At 62.7% G+C, this 25945-nt stretch carries 23 protein-coding genes; 9 read left to right on the plus strand and 14 right to left on the minus strand.

Annotation, left to right across the window (positions count from 1 at the left end):
- The first annotated feature begins 97 nt into the window (after positions 1-97).
- A complete protein-coding gene (locus tag AC0L2R_RS30865) occupies positions 98-1342 on the plus strand; it encodes a glycoside hydrolase family 5 protein (RefSeq protein WP_473513383.1) in 1245 nt (414 codons plus the stop codon).
- Here AC0L2R_RS30865 and AC0L2R_RS30870 read toward each other — a convergent pair.
- On the minus strand, positions 1336-2754 hold the full coding sequence (locus tag AC0L2R_RS30870; protein ID WP_473513385.1) for a phenylacetate--CoA ligase family protein: 1419 nt from the start codon (positions 2752-2754) through the stop codon (positions 1336-1338). The genes AC0L2R_RS30865 and AC0L2R_RS30870 overlap by 7 nt on opposite strands.
- Positions 2751-3869, minus strand: coding sequence for a glycosyltransferase family 4 protein (locus AC0L2R_RS30875; protein WP_473513387.1), 1119 nt, complete (start codon positions 3867-3869; stop codon positions 2751-2753). The genes AC0L2R_RS30870 and AC0L2R_RS30875 overlap by 4 nt, the downstream gene beginning before the upstream one ends.
- 165 nt (positions 3870-4034) lie before the next feature.
- Here AC0L2R_RS30875 and AC0L2R_RS30880 point away from each other — a divergent pair, with 165 nt between their 5' ends.
- Complete coding sequence (locus tag AC0L2R_RS30880; protein ID WP_473513389.1) at positions 4035-5474, plus strand: lipopolysaccharide biosynthesis protein; 1440 nt, start codon at positions 4035-4037, stop codon at positions 5472-5474.
- Positions 5475-5576: 102 nt separating this feature from the next.
- Here AC0L2R_RS30880 and AC0L2R_RS30885 read toward each other — a convergent pair whose 3' ends face one another.
- The 3 genes from AC0L2R_RS30885 to wecB are packed head-to-tail and all read right to left on the minus strand — an operon-like array spanning position 5577 to position 8855.
- Entirely contained in the window at positions 5577-6380 is an 804-nt protein-coding gene (locus AC0L2R_RS30885; RefSeq protein WP_473513391.1) for a WecB/TagA/CpsF family glycosyltransferase, read from the minus strand.
- Positions 6377-7708, minus strand: a complete 1332-nt coding sequence (wecC, locus tag AC0L2R_RS30890; protein WP_473513392.1) for a UDP-N-acetyl-D-mannosamine dehydrogenase — start codon at positions 7706-7708, stop codon at positions 6377-6379. Before wecC ends, AC0L2R_RS30885 begins: the two co-directional genes overlap by 4 nt.
- Entirely contained in the window at positions 7701-8855 is a 1155-nt protein-coding gene (gene wecB, locus AC0L2R_RS30895) for a non-hydrolyzing UDP-N-acetylglucosamine 2-epimerase (RefSeq protein WP_091596635.1), read from the minus strand. Before wecB ends, wecC begins: the two co-directional genes overlap by 8 nt.
- A gap of 198 nt (positions 8856-9053) precedes the next feature.
- Between wecB and AC0L2R_RS30900 the strand changes: the two genes are divergently transcribed.
- A complete protein-coding gene (locus AC0L2R_RS30900) occupies positions 9054-10496 on the plus strand; it encodes a glucosamine inositolphosphorylceramide transferase family protein (protein WP_473513394.1) in 1443 nt (480 codons plus the stop codon).
- A gap of 17 nt (positions 10497-10513) precedes the next feature.
- Here AC0L2R_RS30900 and AC0L2R_RS30905 read toward each other — a convergent pair whose 3' ends face one another.
- Positions 10514-11821: a VpsF family polysaccharide biosynthesis protein gene (locus tag AC0L2R_RS30905; protein WP_473513396.1), complete on the minus strand. Its 1308-nt coding sequence runs from the start codon at positions 11819-11821 to the stop codon at positions 10514-10516.
- On the minus strand, positions 11818-12114 hold the full coding sequence (locus tag AC0L2R_RS30910; protein WP_473513398.1) for a hypothetical protein: 297 nt from the start codon (positions 12112-12114) through the stop codon (positions 11818-11820). The genes AC0L2R_RS30905 and AC0L2R_RS30910 overlap by 4 nt, the downstream gene beginning before the upstream one ends.
- Here AC0L2R_RS30910 and AC0L2R_RS30915 point away from each other — a divergent pair.
- The gene (locus AC0L2R_RS30915; RefSeq protein WP_473513400.1) at positions 12113-13558 is read left to right on the plus strand and encodes a GumC family protein; all 1446 of its coding nucleotides are present in this window, start codon (positions 12113-12115) and stop codon (positions 13556-13558) included. The two genes, AC0L2R_RS30910 and AC0L2R_RS30915, sit on opposite strands and share 2 nt — an antisense overlap.
- A gap of 9 nt (positions 13559-13567) precedes the next feature.
- Complete coding sequence (locus AC0L2R_RS30920) at positions 13568-14674, plus strand: glycosyltransferase (RefSeq protein WP_473513402.1); 1107 nt, start codon at positions 13568-13570, stop codon at positions 14672-14674.
- Here the strand turns inward: AC0L2R_RS30920 and AC0L2R_RS30925 are convergent.
- Positions 14671-14871: a hypothetical protein gene (locus AC0L2R_RS30925; RefSeq protein ID WP_473513404.1), complete on the minus strand. Its 201-nt coding sequence runs from the start codon at positions 14869-14871 to the stop codon at positions 14671-14673. The genes AC0L2R_RS30920 and AC0L2R_RS30925 overlap by 4 nt on opposite strands.
- 53 nt (positions 14872-14924) lie before the next feature.
- Between AC0L2R_RS30925 and uxuA the strand changes: the two genes are divergently transcribed.
- The 4 genes from uxuA (at position 14925) to AC0L2R_RS30945 (ending at position 19469) form a co-directional block, all read left to right on the plus strand.
- The gene (gene uxuA / locus AC0L2R_RS30930; protein ID WP_473513406.1) at positions 14925-16157 is read left to right on the plus strand and encodes a mannonate dehydratase; all 1233 of its coding nucleotides are present in this window, start codon (positions 14925-14927) and stop codon (positions 16155-16157) included.
- 259 nt (positions 16158-16416) lie between these two features.
- Positions 16417-17388, plus strand: a complete 972-nt coding sequence (locus AC0L2R_RS30935; protein WP_473513408.1) for a tripartite tricarboxylate transporter substrate-binding protein — start codon at positions 16417-16419, stop codon at positions 17386-17388.
- 100 nt (positions 17389-17488) lie between these two features.
- Positions 17489-17950, plus strand: a complete 462-nt coding sequence (locus AC0L2R_RS30940; protein ID WP_023797766.1) for a tripartite tricarboxylate transporter TctB family protein — start codon at positions 17489-17491, stop codon at positions 17948-17950.
- Positions 17951-17960: 10 nt separating this feature from the next.
- Positions 17961-19469, plus strand: coding sequence for a tripartite tricarboxylate transporter permease (locus AC0L2R_RS30945; RefSeq protein ID WP_027151366.1), 1509 nt, complete (start codon positions 17961-17963; stop codon positions 19467-19469).
- A 99-nt stretch (positions 19470-19568) separates the two neighbouring features.
- On the opposite strand, the gene AC0L2R_RS30950 is transcribed toward AC0L2R_RS30945, so the two are convergent.
- From AC0L2R_RS30950 to AC0L2R_RS30975, 6 genes are all read right to left on the minus strand, one after another.
- Positions 19569-20645, minus strand: a complete 1077-nt coding sequence (locus tag AC0L2R_RS30950) for an ABC transporter ATP-binding protein (protein WP_128173295.1) — start codon at positions 20643-20645, stop codon at positions 19569-19571.
- 5 nt (positions 20646-20650) lie between these two features.
- The gene (locus AC0L2R_RS30955; RefSeq protein ID WP_473513410.1) at positions 20651-21697 is read right to left on the minus strand and encodes a carbohydrate ABC transporter permease; all 1047 of its coding nucleotides are present in this window, start codon (positions 21695-21697) and stop codon (positions 20651-20653) included.
- Entirely contained in the window at positions 21694-22830 is a 1137-nt protein-coding gene (locus tag AC0L2R_RS30960) for a carbohydrate ABC transporter permease (RefSeq protein WP_473490764.1), read from the minus strand. Before AC0L2R_RS30960 ends, AC0L2R_RS30955 begins: the two co-directional genes overlap by 4 nt.
- A 73-nt stretch (positions 22831-22903) precedes the next feature.
- Entirely contained in the window at positions 22904-24376 is a 1473-nt protein-coding gene (locus AC0L2R_RS30965; protein ID WP_473513411.1) for an ABC transporter substrate-binding protein, read from the minus strand.
- Positions 24377-24678: 302 nt separating this feature from the next.
- Complete coding sequence (locus AC0L2R_RS30970; RefSeq protein WP_473513413.1) at positions 24679-25227, minus strand: SIS domain-containing protein; 549 nt, start codon at positions 25225-25227, stop codon at positions 24679-24681.
- Positions 25170-25943, minus strand: coding sequence for an orotidine 5'-phosphate decarboxylase / HUMPS family protein (locus AC0L2R_RS30975; RefSeq protein ID WP_473513415.1), 774 nt, complete (start codon positions 25941-25943; stop codon positions 25170-25172). Before AC0L2R_RS30975 ends, AC0L2R_RS30970 begins: the two co-directional genes overlap by 58 nt.
- Between the last annotated feature and the right edge of the window lie 2 nt (positions 25944-25945).

Genomic DNA, 25945 nt, shown 5'->3' on the forward strand with positions numbered 1-25945 from the left:
ATTCTTGTATACCATGCTGTCGAAAAGCCGAGCGACCGCAATCCTCTTTTCCGATCCTGCGGTTAATATCTCCAATCATGAAACGGAAAGAGTGGCGATGAGAAGGACGGCGTTTGTTGCAGCGTGGATGCTCGGCATGGCGATAGCCGCCAGCGCTGCGCCGATCCCGCTGCAGCGCGGCGTTGGCGTGCATGAATGGCTCAACTGGTCGCCGGTGGAGGAGGATGGATCCTACCGTTGGCCGCCCTATCGCAGCGAGCAGGAGTGGCGCGCTGGACATAGGCCGCTCACCGATTGGCCCGGCGACGCGTTTACGCACATTCGGTCGATGGGCTTCGACTTCGTCCGGCTGAGCGTCGACCCCGGCCCTCTGCTTGCCAGCCGGGGCGCCAAACGCCAGCAGGCGCTCGACATACTTGCCGCCGCGGTCGAGCGGGTCACGTCGGCCGGCCTCAAGGTGGTTTTCGACCTGCACGGCGTCACCCAGGTTCCGGCCTACAGCATGGAGATGATCTATGACGGTGCCGACAGCGAAGGCGTCGCCAGCTATCGCCAAATGGTTGTGGCGGTCGCCGCCATGCTGGCCAGGGTTGGCACCGACAAGGTAGCCCTCGAGCCTTACAACGAGCCGGCATACTACCCCTGTAATTCGAGCGGCAGCGATGACTGGCAACGGATCATGGCAGACACGGTCCGCGATATTCGCGCAGTCAGCAGTGAACTCACCATCGTCGCAACAGGCGCCTGTGGCGGCAGCATTGCCGGACTGGTCAATCTCGCCCCCGGCTTTGACGATCCGAATGTCTACTACAGCTTCCATATGTACGAGCCGCACAGTTTCACGCACCAGCGGTCTGACGGGACAGGCGCTTTCGCCTCGGGGCTGCCTTGGCCGGCCGACAGCAGCACGCCCGAAAAGGTGACCGAAACCCTTAAGGCCCGGATGGACGCCGCCGGCTTGAGCCCGGTCGAGCAGGTGATGAACATGGTCGCGGCGCGTCAAGCAATCGCCCGGTATTTCGAGCAGAATTGGGGGCCGAGCCAACTCGAGGCGAGCTTCCGTCAAGCGGTCGACTGGGCCGAGGCGCATGGCATTCCAGGCCGGCGACTGTTCATGGGCGAATTCGGCGTCATCCTCATGTCGGCGGACGGCCGCATGGGCGCGTTCGACGCTGACCGTCTGCGCTATCTCGAATCGGTGCGCCAGCAGGCGGAACGCTTCGCGATACCTTGGTCCGTCTGGGAATTCGCCAATCCGCATGGGATGTCGCTGATCCTCCCCGACGGACCGCCCGTAGCTGATGGCGGACTGGTGCGAGCGCTGGGTCTTGCGCTTCAGTAACGCGACATGTCGAGTTGCTGGTTGATGAGCGCCCGCTTGCCGCCCCGCCCGGCGGCAATGCGGTCCACGGCTTTCAGGCAAAACCGGATACGACCGTTTGTGCGGTTGACCAACGTCTCGACGAGTCGCGCGGCGCAGGCAGGTGCCGCCCCGGCGGTCGGGATATAGCGAATCAATGCCTCGCCGGGCTGGTCCTGGTAGAATTGCAGCTCCTCTATGCCGTCGAAGAATGCGGGGCCGTCGGGCACCAGGTGCGTCGTCACCACCCGGCCGCCGTCGGCGGTCACCAGATAGTCGACGTTTCGGCGCGGCATGACAGCCTCGACTCTAAGCCGCTGGCCGTTTGCCTCATTCGGCAATTCCACCAACCGGGCAGAGTCGCCGGTATCGTAGCGGATGAAAGGCATGCCGGTCGACAGGAAGCCAGTGCCGACGAGCCTTCCCTCCTTGCCTGTCTCTGTTACCGGCTCGCCTGCCGCGTCGACCAATTCGGCGAGGCCGTAGAGAGGATTGAACTCGTAGCTGCCGGGGGCTCCGGGCGTTTCTTCGGCGAACAGCACCTTTTCGCTGAGCCCATAGAAGCAGGACAGCGGCACGTTGCCAAGAACGCTTCGGATGATCTCCCGTTGATGGGGATGGACTGGCTCCGAGATCATCATCATGCCCTTGACGGGCCGTTTTGGTACTCGGTCAAGCACGCGCATATGCCGGCAAAACAGCTCTATGGCCGAGGGATAGCCATAAAAATACGTGATGCCCCGTGCGTCGATCAGGTCGAGATAGGCATCGGCGTCGTCGACCGTCATTGGAAAGACAGAGAGCCTTAGCTCGCGAAGTGCCGGGTCCCATTCATGCAGTCGCTTGCCGGTGGCATCGAGGCTGAACCCGCGGAAGCAGACGCGCGCCGTGTCTTCATCGTAACCGATCCGCGACCAGACGTGGTAGACAAACGCCATCTCGCGGGCGCTCCGATCCTTGTCGAGATAGAAGCGAAATGGCTTGTCGGTGCTGGAGCCGTTGCCGGAGGCCTCATCCAGTTGGGCAATCGGCACCGCCAACGCTGCAGTTCCAGCCGCCCGCAGGATGTCCTTGGACAGGACCGGGAGGCGGCGCAGGTCGGCAAGTCCCAGCGTCGACAGATCGAAGCCAGGACCGAGGGCCCGGTCGATCGACTCGCGATAGAACGGACTGCCGGCATGGGCTTTCCGCAACAGCGCGCGCAGCGCGGCCAGATGAAATTGCCCGGCATAGACAGGATCCTCGGCGGCCATGGCGATCCGGCTCCGCCACGACCGATAGGTCGCACCAAATTTTACCCGCGTTGGCGCCAGCGCCAGCATGGGCGCCAGCAGCCGCCTGACCGCTGGCGGGCTTCGCACATAGGCACCGCGCGCTACGTCAAGAAAATTCATGATTTTGCACCGGACCTGCCGTTTGCCGCCTCATGCCACACACGGCATATCGATGCCGCGAACGAAGAAAGCTCCAGCCGTTCCCGGTGCACCGCCATGGCAGCCGAGCCAAGACGGGCGCGCAACGCCGTGTCGTCAACCAGTTCTGTCAGTGCCTCGGTCAGCGCCGCCACATCGCCGGGAGGCACCAGCAACCCGGTTTTCCTGTCGATGATGATGTCCTCTACCGCGCCGACAGGCGTGGTGACCACTGCGAGGCCGGAGGCCATTCCCTCGATGACCGAGACCGGGAGGTTTTCGGCGAATGAGGGGAGCGCCAGAATGTCGGCCGAAGCGATCAGCGATGCAACCTCGTTCGGACCCACCCAGCCTGGAAAGGCGATACATCCGGCAAGCCCCAGCCCGGCCGATCTTGCCCGTACGGCCTCGACGTCACCATCGCCGGCGATTGTGGCGCGCCACTGCCTGACAGGCTTCATGCGATGCAGTGCGTCCAACAATTGCGGCACGCCCTTGCGGTCGCCGATACGGCCCAGGAACAGGATGTGAACGCTGTCTCCACCACCGACATGGGCCAGGGACGGGACTTCGGTGGCATTGGGCACAATCACGATGTTCGTGGCCGCGCCTGGCGCCCGTGCAGTGACGAAGTCGCGCCAGATACGGCCCAGAACCACGATCCGATCGGCATGCTCGAACATATGCCGGATGCGGCGGCTCATGAAGCTGCGGTTTTCCTTCCAGAACGTCTGGTATTGAGCTCCATGCAAATGCAGCACATAGGGGATGCCGAGCAATCGCGCGCACCTCGCGATGACCATCTTGCGGTAGGTACTGCCAAAGCTCGATACGTTGATGTGAACGACGTCGGCACGGCCGGCAACACGCGCGACCACCATCCGAAGGCAAAAGCCAATCATGTAGAGGACCGACAGCGCGACCGAGCCCGAACCGCGACTGGGAAGGAACCGCGCTTCGACCTTTCCGTCTCCCTGCCGTTGGAGTTCTCGATCGAGCGCCGCCATGATGCGGTCGATGCCGCCCTGCCCCGACACACCCGACGGGGTCGCGACCAAGACATGTATTTTTCGATCGGGTAAGAGACTTTGCAGCATGGTATTCTCGATAGCACGGACCGCGTAACCACAAAGCAAACGTTCCCGGTAAGTTTACGGCAAATCTTTTAGTTCAAACTGAATCTGTTCACCCTTCGCCGCTGTCGCGCTGGATTTTCCGCCGGTCGACGGTTAGTCGATGCGGAATTTTCCGGGGACAACCCTTTGCTGCTGCGCTCCACGCTCATCTACGCCCCGGCGATCCTGCTGACGCGGATTTCCGCTCTGCTCCTGCTGGTCATCGTGACGCGGCTGGTCGACCAGACCGAGTATGGGCTGCTGACCCTGGTGGTGACCATCGGCGAAATGACCGACATTGCGGTCACCAACTGGCTGCGCATCGCTTTGCTCAGGCTTGGCGGCAAAGGCGACGTCAGCCGCGGCAGCCTGATGCTGGCCGGGCGGGTGTTGCTTGCCAGCACGGCACTGGCGCTGATCATATCCGTGGTCGCCTCTGCAGTGATCGTGCCGGAGCGCTGGGTCGAGTTCGCGATCGCCGTCTGCAGCTACCTGATCGCCGGTTCCATCGGCCGCTACGCGTTGACGGTGCTGCAGATGCAGCAGCGTCATTCGGTCTATTCGATGCTCGAGTTCCTGCGCGCCGTGCTGCAGCTGGCGCTGCCGATCGGCGCCATCGTCATGTTTCAAGATTCCTTTCTGACGGTATCGCTCGGCTCCAGCCTCGGTGTACTGATCGCCGGCATCGGGGCGGGCGTCATGGCATCCCGACGCGTCGTTGCCGGTCCGCCACGCTTCACCCAAAAGGAGTTCTTCGTCCTCGGCGTGCCCCTGGTCATCATGGCGCTGGTCGGCTTCGGCCTGCACAGCGCCGAGCGTGTGTTCCTCAAGATCTATTACGATGCCGGCGCGGTGGCGATCTTCGCCGCAGCCTATGCACTGGCCCGCCAGCCGATCGATATGGTCGCCAATTCCATCAACATGGGCGCCTTTCCCGAGGTGGTCAGCCGGTTCGACGACGACGGGCCCGCGGCATCGGGCCGGCTGCTGTCGCAATTGATGGCCTTGATGATGCGCCTTTGCCTGCCGGTTGCAGCGATGCTGGTCGCACTCAGCAGCGATATCACGCAACTCCTGCTGCCCGCCGAGTATCACGGCCGTTTCGGCCTGCTCTTTCCGATCATCGCCTTCAGCGTGCTGTGTGCCAATCTCGCCAGCTTCGTCTATGGCACCGTGGTGCACGCGCACAAGCGGCCGTGGCTGCTGATCATCGCCAATTCCTTCGGCTCGGTGGCGACAATCGCGCTGTCCGTCCTGTTGATCCCGCCGATGGCGGAGGTCGGCGCTGCCTTGGCGCTGGCGGGCGGATCGCTGGCAGGCCTTTTAGCCTGCATCATCATCAGCGAACGGCTGACGCCGGTGCCGGTGCCATGGCGCGACATCGGCATGTCGGTCGTCATCTCGCTCAGCACCGGGCTGGCCGCCAGCCTTGCCAGCGCTCTGCTCGGCAATATGCCGGCCATCTTCTCGCTCGTTGCCGGCGGTGCCGCTGGCGCAGTGGTTTTCTTCGGGCTGACCTGGCTGTTTTATCCCGCCGCCGCGATGCAATTCGTAGCCAAGCTGAGGGCGCGGCTGCGGCTCGCATAGGCCGCAACGGCATTTGCCGAATTGTCGTTCCATAGTCCTGGAAAAAGCGGCTCCGACTTCGGACTGATGCAGCAGCCCAGGGTCGTCGGCTGGTAAAGCTATTTATGGATCGACCTTCCGGCGTCCCCGACGGCCCCATAACTCCCGGCACAGCAGCGCCGCGTAGGCGGTGTTGGTGTCATAGTAGCGGCGCCACAAGCGTCGCGGCTCCTGTGCCACGCGAAACAACCACTCCAGACCGGCCGCTTGAACCAGTTTTGGCGCCCGCGCAACCTTGCCGCCATAGACATCGAAACTGCCGCCCACGCCCATGACGAAACTCGGGGTGAGTTCGTCACGATAGCGCTTGATAAAGCGCTCCTTGCGCGGCGTCGGCATCGCCACCAACAGGCAGTTGGCCCCCGAGGCGTTGATCGCCTCGACGATGCCGGCCTCGTCTTCCGGCTTGAAATAGCCATTGCGCATGCCGGCGACAACGAGACCCGGATAATCCCTGGCAAGTCGCATTCCAACGGCATCGAGAACGGATTGTTCGGCGCCCAGGAGGAAGGGCCTGAAGCCACGCTTCGCGCAGAGGCTCAGCAGATTGATCATGACGTCGACGCCCGCCACCCGCTCCGGCAGCGCGACGCCGCAAAGACGCGCCCCCCAAAGCACGCCGATGCCGTCGACGTTGATCACATCCGCCGTCGCCACATCCTCCCGCAACTCGCTATTGTTGCGCATGTTCACAAGCTTGGCGACATTCACCACCACATGATGCAGCGGCCGCCGCAGGGTCATCGCCTCATCGGCGATGGCCAGCGTCTCGGCCATGGTCAGCGCATGGATCGGCGCGCCGAGGAATTCCCGGCGCCGCGATGCCAACAGGCGATGCTGCGCCCATGCAGGGTCGTGCGCGTTCATGCGGCTTCCTCTGCACTTGCAGGAAGCGCCTCGAGCGCTGATTTCTTGCCTTCGATGCGGGCGTCGGGCTTGCGTGCCTTGCGCCAGGTCCACAAACCCCTGGTGTCGATGAGCTTCTTGTCCTTGAGCGCTTCGGGATCGACCAGATTGAACTGCCGATGGTCGACCAGCAGGACGACGATATCGCACTGGTCGATGGCGGAAAGCGCATCGGTGAAGACGATGCCCTTGCCCTCGAGCTCATGGGGCAGCCTGTGTGCGTTGGGTTCAGCCGCAATGATCCTCAGGTTGGGAATATCCGACAAAAGCTTCACCACCTCGACAGCCGGGCTCTCGCGCATATCGTCGATGTTGGGTTTGAAGCTGAGGCCAAGACAAGCGACCGTCTGCTTGCGGGACGGGTCGAGCAAGGCTTGTATATCCCTGACCACCGACAAGGGACGCTCGGAATTGATCCGGCGCGCCGAAGCCATCAGCCGCGTGCTATTGGGCGCGGCATCGATGATAAAATACGGATCGACGGCAATACAGTGGCCACCGACGCCAGGGCTCGGCTGCAGGATGTTCACGCGGGGGTGCCGGTTGGCGAGATCGATCACCTCCCAGACGTTGAGCGACAAATCCTGGCACACCGCCGCAAGCTCGTTGGCAAAGGCGATGTTGACGTCGCGGAACGCGTTCTCGGTCAGCTTCACCAGTTCCGCGCTTTCGGCCTGGGTCGTGAACAGGTCGCCGGCAACAAAGGTCGAATAGAGTGCGGCGGTGCGTTCGGCCGACTTGCGCGACAGGCCGCCGATCGAGCGATCGTTGTTGATCAGCTCGGTAAGGACCTTTCCCGGCAACACCCGCTCGGGCGAGTAGGCGACCAGGACATCGGCCTGTTCGCCATGCGCGAGAGGAAATTTGAGGTCGGGCCGCAACTCGGCAAGCAGTCCGGTCATGATGCGCGTCGTGCCGACCGGCGATGTCGACTCCAGCACCACAAGATCTCCCCGCTTCAGCACCGAGGCGATGCTTCGTGCCGCCGCGAGCACATAGCTCACGTCAGGCTTGTGGTCCTCGGTCATCGGGGTCGGCACGGCGATGACAAAGGCGTCCGCTGGCTGCGGCGTGCTGAAAGCCCTGAGCTTGCCGTTGGCTACGACCTTCTGGATCAAACCATCGAGGTCCGGCTCGACGATATGGATTTCGCCGCGATTGACCTTCTCGACCACCGCTTCGTTGACGTCGACGCCAATGACGTCGAGCCCGCGACTGGCGAAGATGGCACAGGTCGGAAGGCCGATATAGCCCATGCCGATAACGGAAACGGTCTTGATCTCAGCCATGATGCAGCAGTTCCTCAACGATCCGGTTACTGGCCCGGCCATCGCCATATGGGTTGTGTCGTTCTGCCATGCCGCGATAGGCCGCCTGATCGTCGAGCAGGCTGTTGGCATTCAACAGGATCTTTTGGATATCGGTGCCGACGAGACGGGCGGTGCCCGCCGCGATCCCCTCGGGCCGTTCGGTATTCTCACGCATCACCAGCACCGGCTTGCCGAGCGAAGGCGCTTCTTCCTGCACGCCGCCGCTATCGGTCAGCACCAGATAGCTCTGCTTCTGCAGGAACAGGAACGGCAGATAGTCCTGCGGGTCGACCAGGTGGATGTTGGGCACGCCGCCCAGTTCTGCGTTGACCACCGAGCGCACATTGGGGTTGGGATGGACCGGATAGACGATCTGCACGTCCTCGCGCATTGCCAGCCCCTTCAGCGCCGTGCAGATACGATGGATGCCGCCGTCGAAATTCTCACGACGATGACCGGTGACGAGCACCATTTTCTTGGCCGGATCGAGGAACGGGAAACCGGCGGCGAGTTTTGCGCTCATCAGACTGTCGGCGTCGATCGCGCCGGAAAAATGCAACAGCGTGTCTATCACCGTGTTGCCGGTCACGAAGATGGTGCTCGCAGCCTTTCCTTCGGCGATGAGATTGTCGCGCGCCTGGATGGTCGGCGCGAAATGCCAGGTCGCGATATCGCCGGCAATCTTGCGGTTCAGTTCCTCTGGAAACGGAGAGTTGATATTGTGGCTGCGCAATCCGGCCTCGATATGGGCGACCGGGATGCGCTTGTAGAAGGCAGCCAAAGCCGCAGTCATCGCCGTCGTCGTGTCGCCTTGCACGAGGACGATATCAGGCTTCGCCTGCTCCAGCACTTCGGCCATGCCCAGCAGCACGCGCGAGGTCACGTCGAACAATGTCTGGCCGGGCTGCATGATGTTGAGATCATGATGGACCGGCAGGCCGGTCAGTTCGATGACCTGGTCGACCATCTCGCGATGCTGGCCGGTGATGCATGTCTCGGTGATGAAACCTGGATGGGCAAGCGCGGCACGCACCACCGGAAAGCATTTGAGCGCCTCAGGCCTGGTGCCGAACACGATCAGCAGTTTTTGCCTGGACGGCAGTTTTGGATGTGAAAGGATGTTCATTGCTGATCCTGGTCGCCAGAAGGCGTCGCGACCTGCCGATTATTCGCCACGAGCTATAATAGCGGCAGAAGCCGCCTCCGTGACCTTAAATCTTAATATATGATTAACAGCCAAGCCCACGTCCTCACCGGTAACTCTTATGAAAGCCTGAACCGATAGGTATCCTGGCAGAGTAGTCTTGAAAAAGAATATATTCGATTGACTAATGTTTTAATTATCGGCCACACGGTCGGATCTCGGCGCTGGGAAAATGCGCTTCTGGTGCGGTTGAGCGCAGCCGGTCACGTGGTTTCGAGCGGCCGCGCGCCGACGCCTGCGCCGATTGCACGCGGCCTGGATGTTGTGCTGGCGATCGAGAGCCGGCGCTTCGGTCCCTCATTGGCAAGCCGCTCCGAGCCGTTGCCGTCTGGCGGTTCTGGTCCGGCCGACCTCATAATCGATCTCACCGGCACTGCCGCACGACGTGACGCGCCGGTTCTGACGCTCGAATTTTGCGGCCGCAGCACGTTCCCCGCCGGTGTGGCCGAGATGCTGGCGAGCGGGCGATTGCCCGAACTTGCCGTTCGCCTCGACGGCGTCACAGTTGCCCGGGGCCGACCGATGCTCGGCGACCGGCTCTGGCTGTCTCGCAGCTGCAACGACCTGCTCGCTGGGGCCATCTCGCTGGTCGCGCAAAGCGTCGCCCGTGTTGCCGCGGGCGAACTTGCGCCGATAGCCGATAGCCCGGCGCCGATGCTGAGGAACGGCAGATTTGTCCGACACTATCTGCCTTTTTTCTGCAAGGGGTTGGTCGATCGCGCCGTGCAAAAACTCAGGCTTGGACGGCGTCCCTTCTATTGGCAGGTTGCCTATCGGCTGATCGACGGGCCAGGTGTCGCCGAAACCGGGCGGCTCGACGGTAAGCCGTTCACCGTCCTGCCGGACGATGGCCAGCGATTCTATGCCGATCCGTTCGTCCTCGAGCGGGATGGCCGCCACTATCTGTTTGTCGAGGAATTTCCCTACGCTACGGGTCGCGGCGTGATTTCTGTCGCCGAACTGGGTGACGACGGCAGCTTCGGCGTGCCGAGGGTGGTGCTGGAGGAAAAGCACCACCTGTCGTATCCGCAGGTGTTCGCTCAGGCCGGCGAGATTTTCATGATTCCTGAAAGTGCGGCGGCGCGCGAGCTTGTGCTCTACCGCGCCGCGCAATTTCCAGATCGCTGGGTACGCGACACAGTGCTGTTGACGGACAAGGATTTCAATGATGCCACGCTGCTCGAATCGGACGGCCGCTTCTGGCTGTTGGGGACGGAGCGGTTCGGTTATGGCAGCGCGTCGGACACGATGGCGGTCTATTCCGCACCCTCGCTGCGCGGGCCGTGGGTTGCGCACGCGCTCAATCCCATCGCCGTCGATCACTCGGCCGCTCGCCCCGGCGGCGCCTTTATCCACCACGGTGGCGCCGTGGTGCTGCCGGTGCAAAACGGATCGAGAGCTTACGGCGGCGGTCTCGGGTTGATGCGTCTGGACCGGCTTGACGATTTCGACGTCGGTTTTGCGCCGCCCCGCCCGATCGGCCCGGGGCCGGCATGGGGCCGCGCGGGCATTCACACGCTCAACCGCGCAGGCAATCTCGAGGTTGTGGATAGCGCCGGCTGACGCGTCTGGAGCATGCGCTATCCACGCCGATTCAGTTTTGGCTCGGATGCCGCCGCGGCCGACAGTATGCTCGCCGGCCCGCTTCGAAACGGGGCGTTTCTATAGGCAAGCAGCAACACCACGATAATGGTGATCTCCGGCGATTTTGACGAGAGCGCGTTGTTCGACAGCGCAGCAAGCAGGAACGTCATGGTGCCGATCCATGCCGGCAGCGGCGCCCCGCGCAGCAACCGGAAAATGAACCAGAACACCAGCCCGATGAAGAGCACGGCTATCGGCAAGCCGAACAGCATGATGATGACCACCGGCGCGCTCTCGATATAGGGTAGATGCAACTTCTCGTTGACGATTGCCAACAGGTCGTCGACGTTCATGCCGAACAGGATGTCTTTCCAGCTGACAAGTCCGAATACCTGGTAGATCGTCACCCGCGCCATGAAGTTTTCGTCAAAGATCGTGTTGCCGAATCGGTTCAGCAGCCCGCCCGAAAACAGTAGGGCCACCAGCACTGCGCCGCCCGCCACGGCGAACAGCAGCACGACAGACTTGGCCTGCCGCTGATGCTTGAGCGACAGGCGCGGCCAGGGCACGAACATCAGCAGGATGAGGGTTTCTGCGGCAGCGAGCAACAGGGCGGCCCGGGCGCCTGATGCAGCACAGCCGACGAGCAATACGAAGATCGCCAGCACCCGCACCCATATGCGCCAGTTCGTCAGCGGTACGAACCCGATGACTGTGGCGCAGAGCGCGCCCAGGGCCAGCGGGTGCGCCGATAGGCCGATCGGCCTGAACTGCAGTTCGTTGAGACCGTAGGGCAGAAATCGATGTTGAGTCACCGCTTCGATCGTGCCCATCACAGCGCTGAGGACCACCATCCCAAGCACGAGGTCGCCCAAGGCACGCCGCACTTGCGCGTTCAGGGCCAGCATCAACAGGCCTGCGGCGCCCGCCACCAGATAGGTATCGATGATAAACCCGGAGGAGCCGGCACGGCCGGTGATGAACAGATACGGCACCAGCGCGAAAATCACCGCAGAATAGAGCAGCAAGGCCTTGAAGATTCCAATTTCGTCGCCTTGCAGCAGAAACGGTCGGCTGAAAAGGACGACAGGAAGCAGCAGGAAGATAGCATAGGTGCCGACATGCAGTTTCTCGTAGAACGAACCGCCGTCGGCGGTATAGTCGACGACCATGTTCATGATCTGCGGTGAGGCCGTGAAGCGGAGCAAGAACGCCAACGCAGCGCACAGGAAAAACAGAAGCGACAGCGCGTTCTGACGGCGCGCCTGGCTGGATCGTTCCGATACGGCAGCTGGATAGCTCATGGCCGGTCCAAGTGAAGGTATTCAAACGCCATTCTGGCCAACGATATCCATTCAAGGGACCGCTGAACGGACGCGGCGCGTGACTCGGCAAAATATGCCAACTTGGAAAATGACATGTTAACGATCTTTCTGTAGTGCTGGTCCGCGTAGCGAATAACCAGAGTTAGCACCATGTCCGCCGCTTCCGGCACAACCCCTCCCTCTGCAGCGGGTTCCGACGTCAGCGCGTTCGAGCGGATCGCCAATGCGCGGCGCGCCAGCAGGGCAAGGCTGCAACAGGATGCTCCGGTCATGGCACGCCCCCCTGCCCCTGTCACTCCGCCCACGCCCGAGCCTGTCCCAACGGTGACGCTCGACAAGATCGGCGATTTCCTCGAGCTCGATTTTCGACGCCTGTTTGTCTGGCTGCGTGCCGGGCTCGTCTGGGCATTGATGCTGGCAGTAGCCGGCGGCGTCATCGGCGCCGCCTACGGGTTGCTGAGCAAACAGCGTTATACCGTTACGACGGAAATCCTCATCAATCCTGCCAATTTGCAGGTTGTGGAAAACGATGTCTACTCGCAACCGGGCCAGGTCGACAGCCAGATACTGAACGCGCGCAGCAAGCAGCGCATCTTGACCTCCGGCAACGTGCTTGCACGTGTGGTGGACGAACTCGGTCTTGCCAACGATCCGGAGTTTTTCGATCCGGACCAGACCGCTTCCACCTCTGGTGCTGCAGCGAGTGGCGGCAAGTCCGATCCGAAGCTTGTCGCCCAGAAAAACCTGGCGCAGCGGGTCAGCGTCGCTGCAGATGAAACCTCGTTCGTCACAACCCTTGCGGTATCGGCAGAAACCACCGGCAAGGCGATCCTGATCTCGCAAGCCATGGTGAAGGCTTTCCAGGAAGAACTGGCCAAGTCCGAAGCTGCTGGCGCCGGCCGTGCCGCAGCTGCTCTTGAAGGCCGGCTCGGCCAACTCAAACGCGACGTGCAGGCAGCCGAAGAGAAGGTCGAGAGCTACAGGCGCAGCCACAATTTGTCGGCCAGCAATGGCCAGCTTGTCAGTTCGCAGACGATGACGCAGCTCAATAGCGAAATTGGCGAGGCGCAATCGCGCGTCATCGCGGCGCAGGCAAGTTACGACGCCTTGGTTGCTTCCGGTGTCAATGGGGCCAATCCTGACCCCGCGGTTTCGGCAGCACTCTCAGTGTTGCGCGACAAGGCGAATGGCTTGCGGCAGCAGATCGATTCTCAGTCCATGACCTATGGTCCGCGCCACCCGACGATCGTCCGGCTCAGGACAGAATTCGAAACCGTCAGTTCTCAACTCAGGGCGGAGTTCTCGCGCACGGTCGGCACGGCAAAAGCCAACCTGGACAAGGCCAACGCCTCGTTGGCTTCTCTCACCGCCAGGATGAACGATCTGAAGAACAACGTTTTCACCGAAAGCGAGTCCCAGGTCGCCCTGCGTGAGCTTGAACGCGACGCCGCCTCGAGAAGGGCGGTTTATGAAAGCTTCCTGTCTCGCGCGCGCCAAATCACCGAGCGCGAGCAGATCGACACCACCAATGTGCAGGTGATTTCCACCGCCGTGCCGCCACCGGGGCGCTCGTGGCCGCCCCGCACCCCTGTGACGGCAGGCCTGGGAGCTTTCGCCGGCTTTGCTCTGGGCATGCTGCTGGCCATTGCCATGGGTATCGTTCGCGACATGCGCCAGCCGCCGAACCGACCAGGCATCGGCGTCAGCCGAGCCTGAAATCCAGGCATGGCGAAACGCATTGTCTTTCACATCGCCAGTCTCAGGGGCGGCGGCGCCGAGCGTGTCTTCGTCCTCATGGCAAACGAATTGGCATCGCGTGGGCACGATGTCACCCTTTTTACCTGGAACGCGCAAGGACCCAACGCCGCGCTGCGCTCCCCCGCCGTGCATCTGGTCGATTTCGACCTTCCCATCCGGGGCGAGGGTTACGGCAAGTGGGAGACGCTGAAAGGCATCGTGCGAAGCGCAGGTTTGTTCAGCCGCCTTGCTCCGCATGCGGTCTACAGCGCCCCGGAATTTGCCAATCTGGTCGTGGCGCTGGCGCTTCTCCTGGCGCGAAGCCGGGCGCGGTTCTTTCCAAGCTTCCACGCAGCCGCCTCACTGCCTTCCAGCAGTCTCGGCGCGAGAATAGCGGTCTGGCTTTCCGCGCTGGTTGCAGCGCGCGCAACCAAAGCCATCGCCGTCTCAGCGGGTGTCGGCCGCGACATTGCGGCCCGCGGCTTTCCCAAATCCAAAATTGTCGTCATCAACAATCCGCTGCCGCCGGTTGCGACGCTCGAACAAGATTCCCATGCATGGCAGGCACAGCTGGCGACGATGGGCGATGGCCCGGTCATCGCCACCGCCGGGCGCCTGGTGCCGGTCAAGGACCATCGGACCCTGCTGCGGGCTTTCGCTGTCCTGCGCGCCGGCCGCCGCGCTCGACTTGTCATCTTCGGCGAAGGTCCGCTGGCTGCCGAGTTGCGCGCCTATGCCGAGGAAACCGGTATCGGCGCGGACGTGCTCTTTGCTGGCTACGTCAACGACTCAGCCGCCTGTTATGCCGCAGCCGATCTGTTCGTGCTTTCCTCGACGAGCGAAGGCTTTGGCAATGTGCTGGTCGAGGCCATGGCTGCGGGAGTCCCGGTAGTCTCCACAGATGCGCCACATGGCCCGCGCGAGATTCTCGGTGACGGTCGTTTCGGCGCCCTGGTGCCGGTCGGCGATGCCGCGGCTATGGCAAAGGCGATTGCTGATATGCTGGACAACCCCACTTCTGCCACCACTCTGAAAAGCAGGGCAGCGGATTTCGAAGTTGAAAAGATCGGCGATCTGTACGAAGCGCTGCTCTAATGCATGTCGCCCAAAAGTGCGCAGCGGTTTTGGGTCAACGACATGCACAAAAACAAAAGGCTAAAGCGCGTCGCAGACGCGACGCGCTTTAGCCAAGGAATTTCGCGCTGGCGCTGATTGACGCCAGCCGCTATCGCCTTTCGCGCCGACATCGAAATCTGATAGCAGCGGATGAAGAAAAGCAGCAGGTCGGTCACCGCGGCAGGAGCGCGGGCAGCCGCGCGGCGATTCTTTTTAACGGAGCGTTCGAATGAGACATGTGTGGCGTTGGTTCGGCCCGGTCGACAAGGTGACGATTGCGGACGCGCGTCAAGCCGGGGCGCAAGGCATCGTCACGGCCCTTCATCACGTTCCTCACGGCGCCGTCTGGCTGCCCGCCGAAATCGAAAGGCGTCAGCGCGAAGTCGCGTCCTTGCCGGATGGCAGCGCAAGCGAACTGAACTGGGACATTGTCGAAAGCCTGCCGGTTTCCGAAGCGATTAAGACGCAGGTCGGCGAATGGCGCAGCCATCTTGCCAACTACAGGACATCGCTGGAAAACCTGGCGCGAGCCGGCATTTCGGTCATCTGCTACAATTTCATGCCCGTGCTCGATTGGACCCGCACCGATCTTGCCTGGCGCCTGCCGCATGGCGGCACCACCATGCGCTTCGATCTGATCGACTTCGCCGCATTCGACATCCATATCCTGAAACGCCAGGCGGCGCCCGGCGACTACACACCGGAGATCGCCGCCGAGGCGGCGCGCCGATATGCGCAAATGGATGACCATGCGCGCAAGATTCTGGCAAGAAGCGTCAATTCCGGCCTGCCCGGCTCGACCGAAGACACGTCTCTCGACGGCCTCGCGGCTCAACTGTCAAACTATGACCGCATCGACGCAACAACCCTGCGCCGGCATTTCGTCGATTTCCTGGCGGAGGTCGTGCCCACGGCCGAACGCCTCGGCCTGCGACTCTGCTGCCACCCCGATGATCCGCCGTTTCCGCTGCTCGGCCTGCCGCGCATCATGTCGACTGAGGCCGACTACAGCTACGTTCTGGACGCAGTCGACAGCCCGGCCAACGGCGCGACGCTGTGCACCGGATCGCTCGGCGCAAGACCCGATAATGATCTGCCCGGCATGATCGAGCGGATGGGGCCAAAAATCCATTTCACCCATCTGCGCAATGTGCGCAAGGAAGCGGCCGGCACCCCCTGCTCGTTCCACGAGGACGAGCACCTTGCCGGCGACACCGACATGGTGGCGGTGGTGGCGGCGCTGCTTCACGAGGAAGCGCGGCGCAAAGTGGAGGGCCGCCCGGACGCCATCATCCCGATGCGCCCCGACCATGGCCAGGATATCCTCGATGACCTGACGCGCGGGGCGCAGCCCGGCTATCCGGCCATCGGCCGGCTCAAGGGATTGGCCGAGCTCCGCGGCGTCGAACATGCGATTCGCAGGTCGACATCAGGAGAGCCGATCTCCACTTACACCGCATAATCCAGAGGGAAATGCCACAGGCCGGTCCGCGACCTGTGCTCGTTAAACATGCCATCTTCGACCGCTGGGCGTCCGGCAGTCCGCCTCCGGCTTGATGCCAGCTTTTCACCCATTTCCGCGGACTTGTGTATAATAGCAACTTGCGGCTTGAGTCCGATTGCAATCCGCTGGGTTACGCTCGTTATTGGTCCATCCGCAGCCGGAGTTGAGAAGAACTCCAGGAGGCGGTTGGGAATTCATATCCTGGGAGGAAAACAAGATGAGAAAATTCGCCGCCGCTCTGGCCGCCGCCGCTACGCTGTATTCGTTCGCCGCGGGCGCGCAAACCTATCCCGAACGCACCATCACCGTGGTGGTGCCGTTTTCGGCCGGCGGCCCGACCGACACGGTCACGCGCCTCGTCGCGGAAGCCATGTCGAAGGATCTCGGCCAGCAGATCATTGTCGAGAATGTCGGCGGCGCCGGCGGCACGCTGGGCGCCGGTCGCGTCGCGAGCGCCGAGCCCGACGGCTATACGCTGCTCCTCCATCATATCGGCATGGCGACAAGCGCCACGCTTTACAGAAAGCTCGCATACGACACGCTGAACAGCTTCGAATATGTCGGCCTCGTCACCGAGGTGCCGATGACCGTCGTCGGCCGCAAGGACCTCGAGCCGACCGACCTGAAGGGGCTGGTCGACTACGCCAAGGCCAACAAGGATACCGTCACCGTCGCCAATGCCGGCATAGGCGCGGCCTCGCATCTGTGCGGCATGCTGTTCATGAGCGCGATCGGCACGCCGCTGGTCACCGTGCCCTACAAGGGCACCGGACCGGCCATGACCGACCTTCTCGGCGGCCAGGTCGACATCATGTGCGATCAGTCGACCAACACCACCAAGCAGATCCAGGGCGGCACGATCAAGGTCTACGCCGTCACCTCGGCTGAACGCCTCGATGTTCTGCCGGACGTCCCGACGACGACGGAAGCCGGTCTCCCGGAGGTGCAGGTCGGCATCTGGCACGGCATCTACGCGCCCAAGGGCACGCCGGCAGAGGTCACCGAACGCCTGTCGAAGTCGCTTCAGGTCGCGCTGAAGGACCCGAATGTCGTCGCCCGCTTCGCCGAACTCGGCACCAAGCCATCGCCTGAAGCTGATGCGACTCCGGCCGCGCTGAAGGCCAAGCTGGAGGGCGAGATCGCGCGCTGGAAGCCGATCATCGAAGCCGCCGGCCAGTACGCCGACTGAGATTTTGAACGGGGCGCCCACCAGCGCCCCGTTTTTTTCACACCGGCCCCATTTTCACACCGGCATCGGCGCGCCCGCGGCGCGGGCCTGGGAGGACGTCATGAAACCCTTCACAATCGACACGACCAACGGCATATGCGCCGCGCTGTTCATCTTTCTCGGCGGATTTTTCGCGCTGCAGTCGCTCGACCTCGAAATCGGCACCGCCTTCCGCATGGGACCGGGCTATTTCCCGCTGGTCCTGGCAATCGTTTTGATCCTGCTTGGCGCCGTCATCCTCGTCGAAGCGGTGCGCTTCGAGAGCGAGCCGATCGGCCATGTAGCCTGGCGCGGCATGCTGTTCATCCTGCCTGCCCCGATCTTCTTCGGCCTGACCGTGCGCGGCCTCGGCTTCCTCCCCTCGATCTTCCTGACGGCGCTGATCGCATCCTTTGCCAGCGGTCGCATGAGGCCGCTGACCGCGCTCGTGCTCTCCGCCGGCCTGACGCTGTTTGCGTTCCTCGTCTTCAGCTATGCGCTCGGCCTGCCGTTCCGGCGCTTCGGCCCGTGGCTGCAGTTTTGAGGAGATGAACATGGAACTCCTCGACAACCTCGCGCTTGGTTTTTCGACGGCCTCGTCGCTGGCAAATCTCGGTTTCTGCCTGATCGGCGTCCTTCTCGGCACGCTGATCGGCGTTTTGCCCGGTATCGGCGCCACCGCCACCATCGCCATGCTGTTGCCGATCACCTTCCAGATCGGCGACCCGGTTTCCTCCCTTATCATGCTCGCCGGCATCTATTACGGCGCGCAATATGGCGGCTCGACCACCGCCATCCTCATCAACATGCCTGGCGAATCCTCGTCGGCCGTCACCGCCATCGACGGCTACCAGATGGCCAAGAACGGCCGCGCCGGGGCGGCACTCGCCATCGCGGCGATAGGCTCGTTCTTCGCCGGCACGGTATCGACCTTCCTCGTCGCCGTCTTTGCCCCGCCGCTGACGGCGATCGCGCTGGAATTCGGCGCGGCCGAGTATTTCTCGCTGATGATCGTCGGCCTCGTCTCGTCCGTCGCGCTCGCCCACGGCTCGATCGTCAAGGCGCTGGCGATGGTCGTGCTTGGCCTGCTGCTCGGCATCGTCGGCACCGACATCTACACCGGCACGCCGCGCTTCACGCTCGGCATCCGCGAATATGCCGACGGGCTGAATTTCGTCGCGGTGGCGGTCGGCGTCTTCGGCGTCGCCGAGATCCTGCGCAACCTCGAAAACGAGCACGAGCGCTCGGTGATGATCCGAAGCGTCTCCGGCCTGATGCCGACCCGCGACGACTTTCGCCGCATGGCGGCGCCGATCGTGCGCGGAACCATCATCGGTTCGGCGCTCGGCATCCTGCCGGGAGGCGGCGCGATCCTTGCAGCCTTTGCCTCCTACACGGTCGAAAAACGCATCTCGAAAAACCCCGGGGAATTCGGCAAGGGCGCCGTCGAAGGCGTCGCCGGACCGGAATCGGCCAACAATGCCGGTGCGCAGACCTCCTTCATCCCGATGCTGACGCTCGGCATTCCGGCCAACCCGGTCATGGCGCTGATGATCGGCGCGATGATCATCCAGGGCATCGTGCCCGGCCCCAATGTCGCGATCGAACAGCCGGCGCTGTTTTGGGGCATCATCGCCTCGATGTGGATCGGCAATCTGATGCTGATCATCTTGAACCTGCCGCTGATCGGGCTTTGGGTGAAACTCCTGACGATCCCCTACTACGTGCTCTTCCCGATCATCATGGCGTTCTGCTCGATCGGCGTTTACAGCGTCAACACCAACATCTACGACCTCTACGCCGTCGCCTTCTTCGGCTTGCTCGGCTATCTCCTGACCAAGCTGCGCTGCGAACCGGCGCCGCTGCTGCTCGGCTTCGTGCTCGGCCCGCTGCTCGAGGAAAACCTGCGCCGCGCCATGATTCTCGCGCGCGGCGACCCGACCACCTTCGTGACGAGGCCGATCAGCGCCGGCCTGCTGTTCATCGCCTTCGCCGTGCTCGTCATCGTCTTCCTGCCGGCGGTCAAGAAGAAGCGCGAAGAGGTGTTCGTAGAGGAGAATTAATGTATGTCACGCAAAAGCATGCCCTTGGGCCTGACCCCGGGCCTGACCCGAGGGTGCGCAGCGGTTTTGCGACAACGACATGCATAACAAGAACTTAAGTCACGCGGCCGCCTGTCTACCGGCGCGGCCGCGAATGCGGGCCCCGGTTTCCGCATCGAACAGAAAGACGGCAGCATCCTGGAAGGTGATGCCGATCGGCTCATCCATATCGTAGTGCGCCGATTTATCGGCCTTGACGGTTACGGTGGCCCCACCGAACTGGCAGGTGATCAATGTATGATCGCCGATCAGTTCCACGGCATAGACTCGCGCCGCAATCTTGCCCTCCGATGGCGCCGTGACCCGGCAATCCTCGGGCCGGAGGCCGGCAGTGACCTTCTTACGGCTTTCGGCAACGCTGGTCGCAAATCGCCCTTCCGCGCAGGCGAAGCTACCCTCGACCAGCTCACCGTGGAGAAAATTCATCGGCGGCGAGCCGATGAAGCCGGCGACGAATAGGTTCGCCGGATCGTCGTAGATCTGACGGGGCGTCGCGATCTGCTGCACGACGCCGCGGTTCATGATGGCAACACGGTGCGCCAGGGTCATGGCCTCGATCTGATCGTGGGTGACGTAGATCGTCGTCACGCCCAGATCGGCCTGCAGGCGCTTCAGTTCCGAGCGCATGTGGCCGCGCAGCTTGGCGTCGAGGTTGGAGAGCGGCTCGTCCATCAGGAACACGCTCGGCCGCCGCACCATGGCGCGGGCGAGCGCGATGCGTTGCCGCTGACCGCCGGAAAGCTGCCGCGGATAGCGGTCGAGGAACTCCTCGAGATGCACCTTGACGGCGGCACTGCGCACGGCGGCGTCGCGCTCAGTACGCGGCACGCCACGAAGCTTCAGCGGATATGCGATGTTCTCGGCAACCGTCATGTGCGGATAGAGCGCGTAGGACTGGAACACCATCGCCACATCGCGATATTTGGGCAGCACGTGGGTGACGTCGCGGTCGCCGATGAGGACGCGGCCGGAACTCACCGATTCAAGCCCGGCCACCATGCGCAGCGCTGTCGTCTTGCCGCAGCCTGAAGGGCCGAGCAGCACCAGGAACTCGCCGTCCTCGATCTCCAGGTCGAGCCCTTTGACCACCTCGACCGCGCCGAAGGACTTGTAGATATCGGACAGGGTGACCCGCATATTGACTAGCCCTTCACTGCGCCGACCAGCAGCCCGCGCGCGATATGCTTCTGCAGGATGCTGGAGATGATGACCACGGGGGCGATCATCACGGTGATCAACACCGACATGTTCCACCATTGCGGCCCGCGGGTCGTGTTCTGTGCCGATACCAGCACCGGCATGGTCTGCGCATCGGCATTGGAGAGGAAGAGGGCCAGCAGATACTCGTTCCAGGCAAGGATCAGCACCAGCAGGAAGGTCGCGACCAGGCCGGACCGCACCAGCGGCAGCGCGATGGTGAAGAAAACGCGGAACTTGGAGGCGCCGTCTATTTGTGCGCTCTCCTCGAGGTCGAGCGGGATGCCGGCGAAGAAATCGCGCGTCAGCCACACCACGATCGGCAGGTTGATGGCGGTGTAGGTGGCGATCAGCGCCACCTGCGTGTCAAGCAGGCGCATCTGCTGGAACATCACGTAGATCGGCAATACGGCGACGATCGGCGGCATGATGCGGTTCGAGATGATCCAGAACTCAATGTCGCTGTTGCCGACCGCAAGCTTCGTGCGTCCAGCGAGCGTGAACAGCGCAATGACGAAGAGGGCTGCCGCCACGACAATAGCGATCTCCCAGCGCACGCCGAAAGTGGCCACCGCCACGATGATTGCGGTGAGCAGGATCAGGAAGATTGCAACGGCGGCGAGTTTCACCTGGAAGCGGATACGCACGAGCGCGTAGGCTGCCAGCGAGCCGATCAGGACTGCGAGCAGCGTGCTGGCGACGGCGACAACGACCGAATTCATGTAAGGGCGCAGCGTATAATTCTGCACGAGCATGAAGTCCCATGCCTGAAGCGAGGGAGCAAAGTCGACGAACGGAAGATAGAACGGCCCGTTGTCGACCTCCCCAGGCCCCTTGAAGGACGTGATGAACACCCAGTAGAGAGGAAGCACCACAACCAGCGTCCACAGGAACAGCAGCACATAGGTCACCACCCTGGCGACCGGCGCCTGGCTGTCGATCGAGGCCGGCTCGAACAGCCGGCGCGCCAGCGAGCGCGGCTCGGTGCTCATGCTTCGAACCGGCGCGCCGGCCGGACCACGAAGTTGAAGAACGAGACGCATACGATGGTCGAGATGAAGAGCAGCATGTAGCCGATAGCGGCCGAGCCGCCGAGATCCTGGGTGCGCCAGGAAATGAAGGAATGGAGCGTCATCGATTCCGTCGCCAGGCCGGGGCCGCCGCCGGTGAGCACGTTCGGCAGATCGATGATCTTGAAAGCCTCGATGAGCCGGATCAGCACGACGGTAGCGGCAATCGGCGCGATCGCTGGCCAGGTAATGTCGCGAAAAATCTGGAAGCCGTTGGCGCCGTCCAGCCGTGCCGCCTCGACCTGATCGCGCGGCTGGTTTTCGATGGCCGCCAGCAGCACGATGAACATGAACGGCGTCCACTGCCAGGTGTCGCCGACCAACACCATCAGCCGCGCCGACCAGGCCTCCGTGGCCCACGACCACTCGCTGATGCCGAAAGCGCGCACGAGCGGGGCGAAGGGCCCCTTCTGCATGTCGGCGAGCATGCGGAACGTGTAGGCGATGCCGACCGGGGTCACCATCAGCGGGATGAAGAAGAGGACGCGAAAGAAATTCCGGCCGCGGATCGGCTGGCCGCACAGCAGCGCGAGGCCCAGCCCCAGTGCGAACTGCACGGACACGCCGACGAACACGTAGAGAAGCGTGTTGACGACAGTCCCCGGCACGCCGCCCGGCGCCATGGTGGCCAGCGCAAGAACCGCCAGGCCCATCGCCATCGAGGTCGCCAGAAGCCGACCAACCGTGCCGACGACGGTCGGCCTGCCACGCAACAAGTAGCGGGCGAGGAGGAAAAACAGCCCTGCCGCGATCAAGGCCAGCAAAGCGAATTGGACAAAGCCGAACGTGCCAAACTTACCGAGCAGGTGATACTGCTGCGAGCCGACCAGCAGCTTGCGGAAGTTCAAAAGTCCGATGAATTTCAGCGTGAATCCGCCCGACGCGAGCGCAAAGCGCGAAAGCGCGAGATAGGCCGAGATGATGAGCGGAAAAATTGCGAAGCAGAGAAGCACGACGACGGCTGGCAGCACCATGATCCGGCCTGAGTGACCGTCCAGCCATTCGGCCCAGCTGCGGCGGTCGGCAGCGTCTGGCATCGTGTCGGTTGCGGTCATCATATCCTGAGAAAGTGGGGCAGGCATCAGACCCGGCGCGGACGATGCCACGCCGGGTTGTTTGCTTGGCTGCCTATTTGGCGCCGATGGTCGCCTTGTAAAGTTTGAGCTGCTCGTCTTTGCCAACCTCTTCGTTCAGCTCATTCCAGCCCTCCTCGACCGCCGCGACGGTCGCTTCCTTGTCGATTTCGCCGGCGAGGAAGCGCGAGACCGCCTCGTCGAGCACGACCTGCTGGTACTTCTGATTTTGTGGGATGCGCAGGTCGAGGATCATGTTCGGGCTGCTCATGCTGTCGTTGATCGCGCCCAGGTAGACTTTGGCCTCCTCCTCGCTCATGCCGGCCTTCTTCCAAAGGTCGCTGTAGCCGAGCTGCGAGGTGCGGTACGGGTTGAACCCGGTGCCGCCGACGGTAACGTCGGCATTCGATTGCGCTGGCTGCGTCATGAACGAGAAGTAGGCGTAGGCGGCGTCCTTCACCTTCGGATCGGCCGCCGCGTTGATGCCGCCGCCCCAGCCGCCAAAGGCGGCGAATGGTGCATGGTTCACGCCGTCGATCGCGTGCGGGCAGTTTTCTGCCGTGCAGGCTTCTAGCTTGCCGGTGTCCCAGTTCAGGACCTCCTTGGATCCGGGCATGATCGCAGCGCCCCATTTGCCCATCACCTTGGACTGCTTCGGATCGATCGAGATCGTGCCTACATCACCCCAGTCGAGGTTCAGCGCGCAGCGGCCGGAAGCGAAGAGCGGCCTTGTATCGCTGACGTCGAGGTTCAGTTCGTCCGGCGGGCCGTACTTGGTCGATTCAGACAGGAAGTCGAGCGCCTTGCGGAAGGCGTCGTTGTTGACGAGCGGCGTCATGTCCTTGGTGTTGAAGAAGGTGCCCTGGCTGGTTCCCTTGGACTGGGTCATCGAGCCGACCACATCGGTGACGAACCAATAGCTCTGCGCGTTGCGCTTCTTGGCGATGCAGGAGCCGAAATCCGGCGTGCCATCGCCGCTCATGTCCTTGCCATGCGTGGCCTTGGCGACCTCGAGATACTCGTCCCAGGTTTTCGGCACCGCCAGGCCGGCCGCTTCGAGCACATCCTTGCGGTAGTACATCATGTGGAAGTCGCCATCGAGCGTGATCATGTAGGTCTTGCCGTTGTACTTCTCGGAGAAGTCCCGGAAGAACGCGCCCACATCGTTCTGCTGGATGTCCTTGTCGGCCTCGACCCGCGGCGTCAGGTCCTCGAGGTAGCCGCCGGCAATGTAGTCGACCATCCATTGCGGGGCGAACACGCCGGCGTCGACCGAGTTGGTGCCGCTCGCCCAGTCGGTGAGAATCTTCTGATAGAGATCCGAGAAGGGCACCGCGATGACATTGATCTTGGCACCGGTGAGCGCTTCGAACTCGGGCGCGCGCCGCTGCAGCGGCTCCTGAATCGCACCGGTCTGCGTAATGACGTTCACTGTAACCCCCGCAAACGGCTTGTCCTGGGCAAAGGCAGGCGCGCCAACCAGCGCGGTAAAAGCCGAAAAGCCGGCCAGAAAGACCCCAATTCTCATCAGACTTCCTCCCGTGTTGACCGGGACATGTTCCTGCGAACCAAGCCGCCGGTATCTCCCCGTCGGTTGCCGTCGCCAGAGCACGGCACCAACGCTTGCCAAGCACAATATCGGCATCGCGCAGCGAGTCCAGTGCCTTGCCGCGACGGAAGGTGAGCTGCCCCGCGGGCTTCCCGGCTAATGCATGTCGCCCAAAAACGCGCAGCGGTTTTAGCGCGGAGTCGCCAGAAGACCGCTCGATCTTGCCTGGGGAGTATTCCACCGCATCGACAATCCCCGTCACACCACCGTCGGCACGGGCGTCACTGCAAGTTGGTGTGGCGGTGCAACATCAGTCTGTGCGCGTCGCGGATCTGCTGGGCCATGAAGAGCACAATGCTGTCGAGCAGGATGAGGCAGGATTGCTCGAACAGGCTGCCGCCAAACTGTTTCGAACCCTCGACAGGGACATGCAGCGTGACATCGGCAATGCCGGCCAGAGTCCCGGCCGGCTGATGCGTCAGCGTAACGACCTTGGCGCCCTCCGCCTTGGCGATGCGGGCAAAGCCTGTACTGACCGGCGTTTCCCCGGAGCCGGAGATGATCAGCAGCGCATCGCCCTCGCGGATCGATGGCGCCGATACCTCACCGACGAAATGCACCGTTCGGCCAAGATGCATGAAGCGCATCGCACCCATCTGCGCGACAAGGCCGGAGCGTCCCTGCCCGGAAAAGAACCATCGCTGATCGGGGTCATCGAACGCCTGCACCAGCCCTGCAAAGGCGTCGGCGTCGATCCGGCCGAGAAGGTCGGTTATCTCCCGTCCCACGGCCAGCCACGGCCTGGATTGGGCAATCTGTCGCGAATCCATCGGGCTACCTCTTTCGGACTTGCGGATTCTGTGATGGCGCTGCCAACCACGAGGATTTCAGGCTCGACTGCGATCACCGCTTCCAGCGTGTCGGGGCCGATCCCGCCGGCGAGCGAAACCAGAAAGCCGCGATCATGCATCTTTCTGACGGCGTCGATATGTGAGGTGGAAATGTTGCCTGCCAGCCGCGCATCGGTTGGCGAGTGGACCGCGACATAGCCGAAGCTTTCGGGGAAGACAGCATTCAAGGGAAGCAATTCTGCCTTGCCCATCTCGGTGATGGTGTCGACGATCACCGTCGCGCCGAAGGCTGCGGCACGTTTTCCCACCGTCTCATGCGTGGCGGACGAAGCACACGAAAGCACCGTCATGAACGCGGCACCGGCGCCGAATACCATATCAGCCTCGAACCGGCCGCCGTCGACGGTTTTGGTATCGGCCAACACCATGACTTCAGGGCAGAGCTCGCGCGCCGTGGCGATGGCCGAGAGGCCGAGGCGTTTCAGCAATGGCGTGCCGATCTCGATAATGTCGGCAAATTCCTTCATCTGCGCGAGCAGGGCCAGGTGTTCAGGCTTGTCGAAGGCGACTTGGAGGAGCAAGGCGGTTCTCTCGGATTGCTTAAGACAGCGGATGCGGCATGCCGCCCAACCCACTGTCGTGTGCTTCGTGGTCGAAACCTGCCATAATCCAGCAACCTCCAGGCTGGTCTGCATAG

The organism is Mesorhizobium sp. WSM4820 (assembly GCF_055811075.1).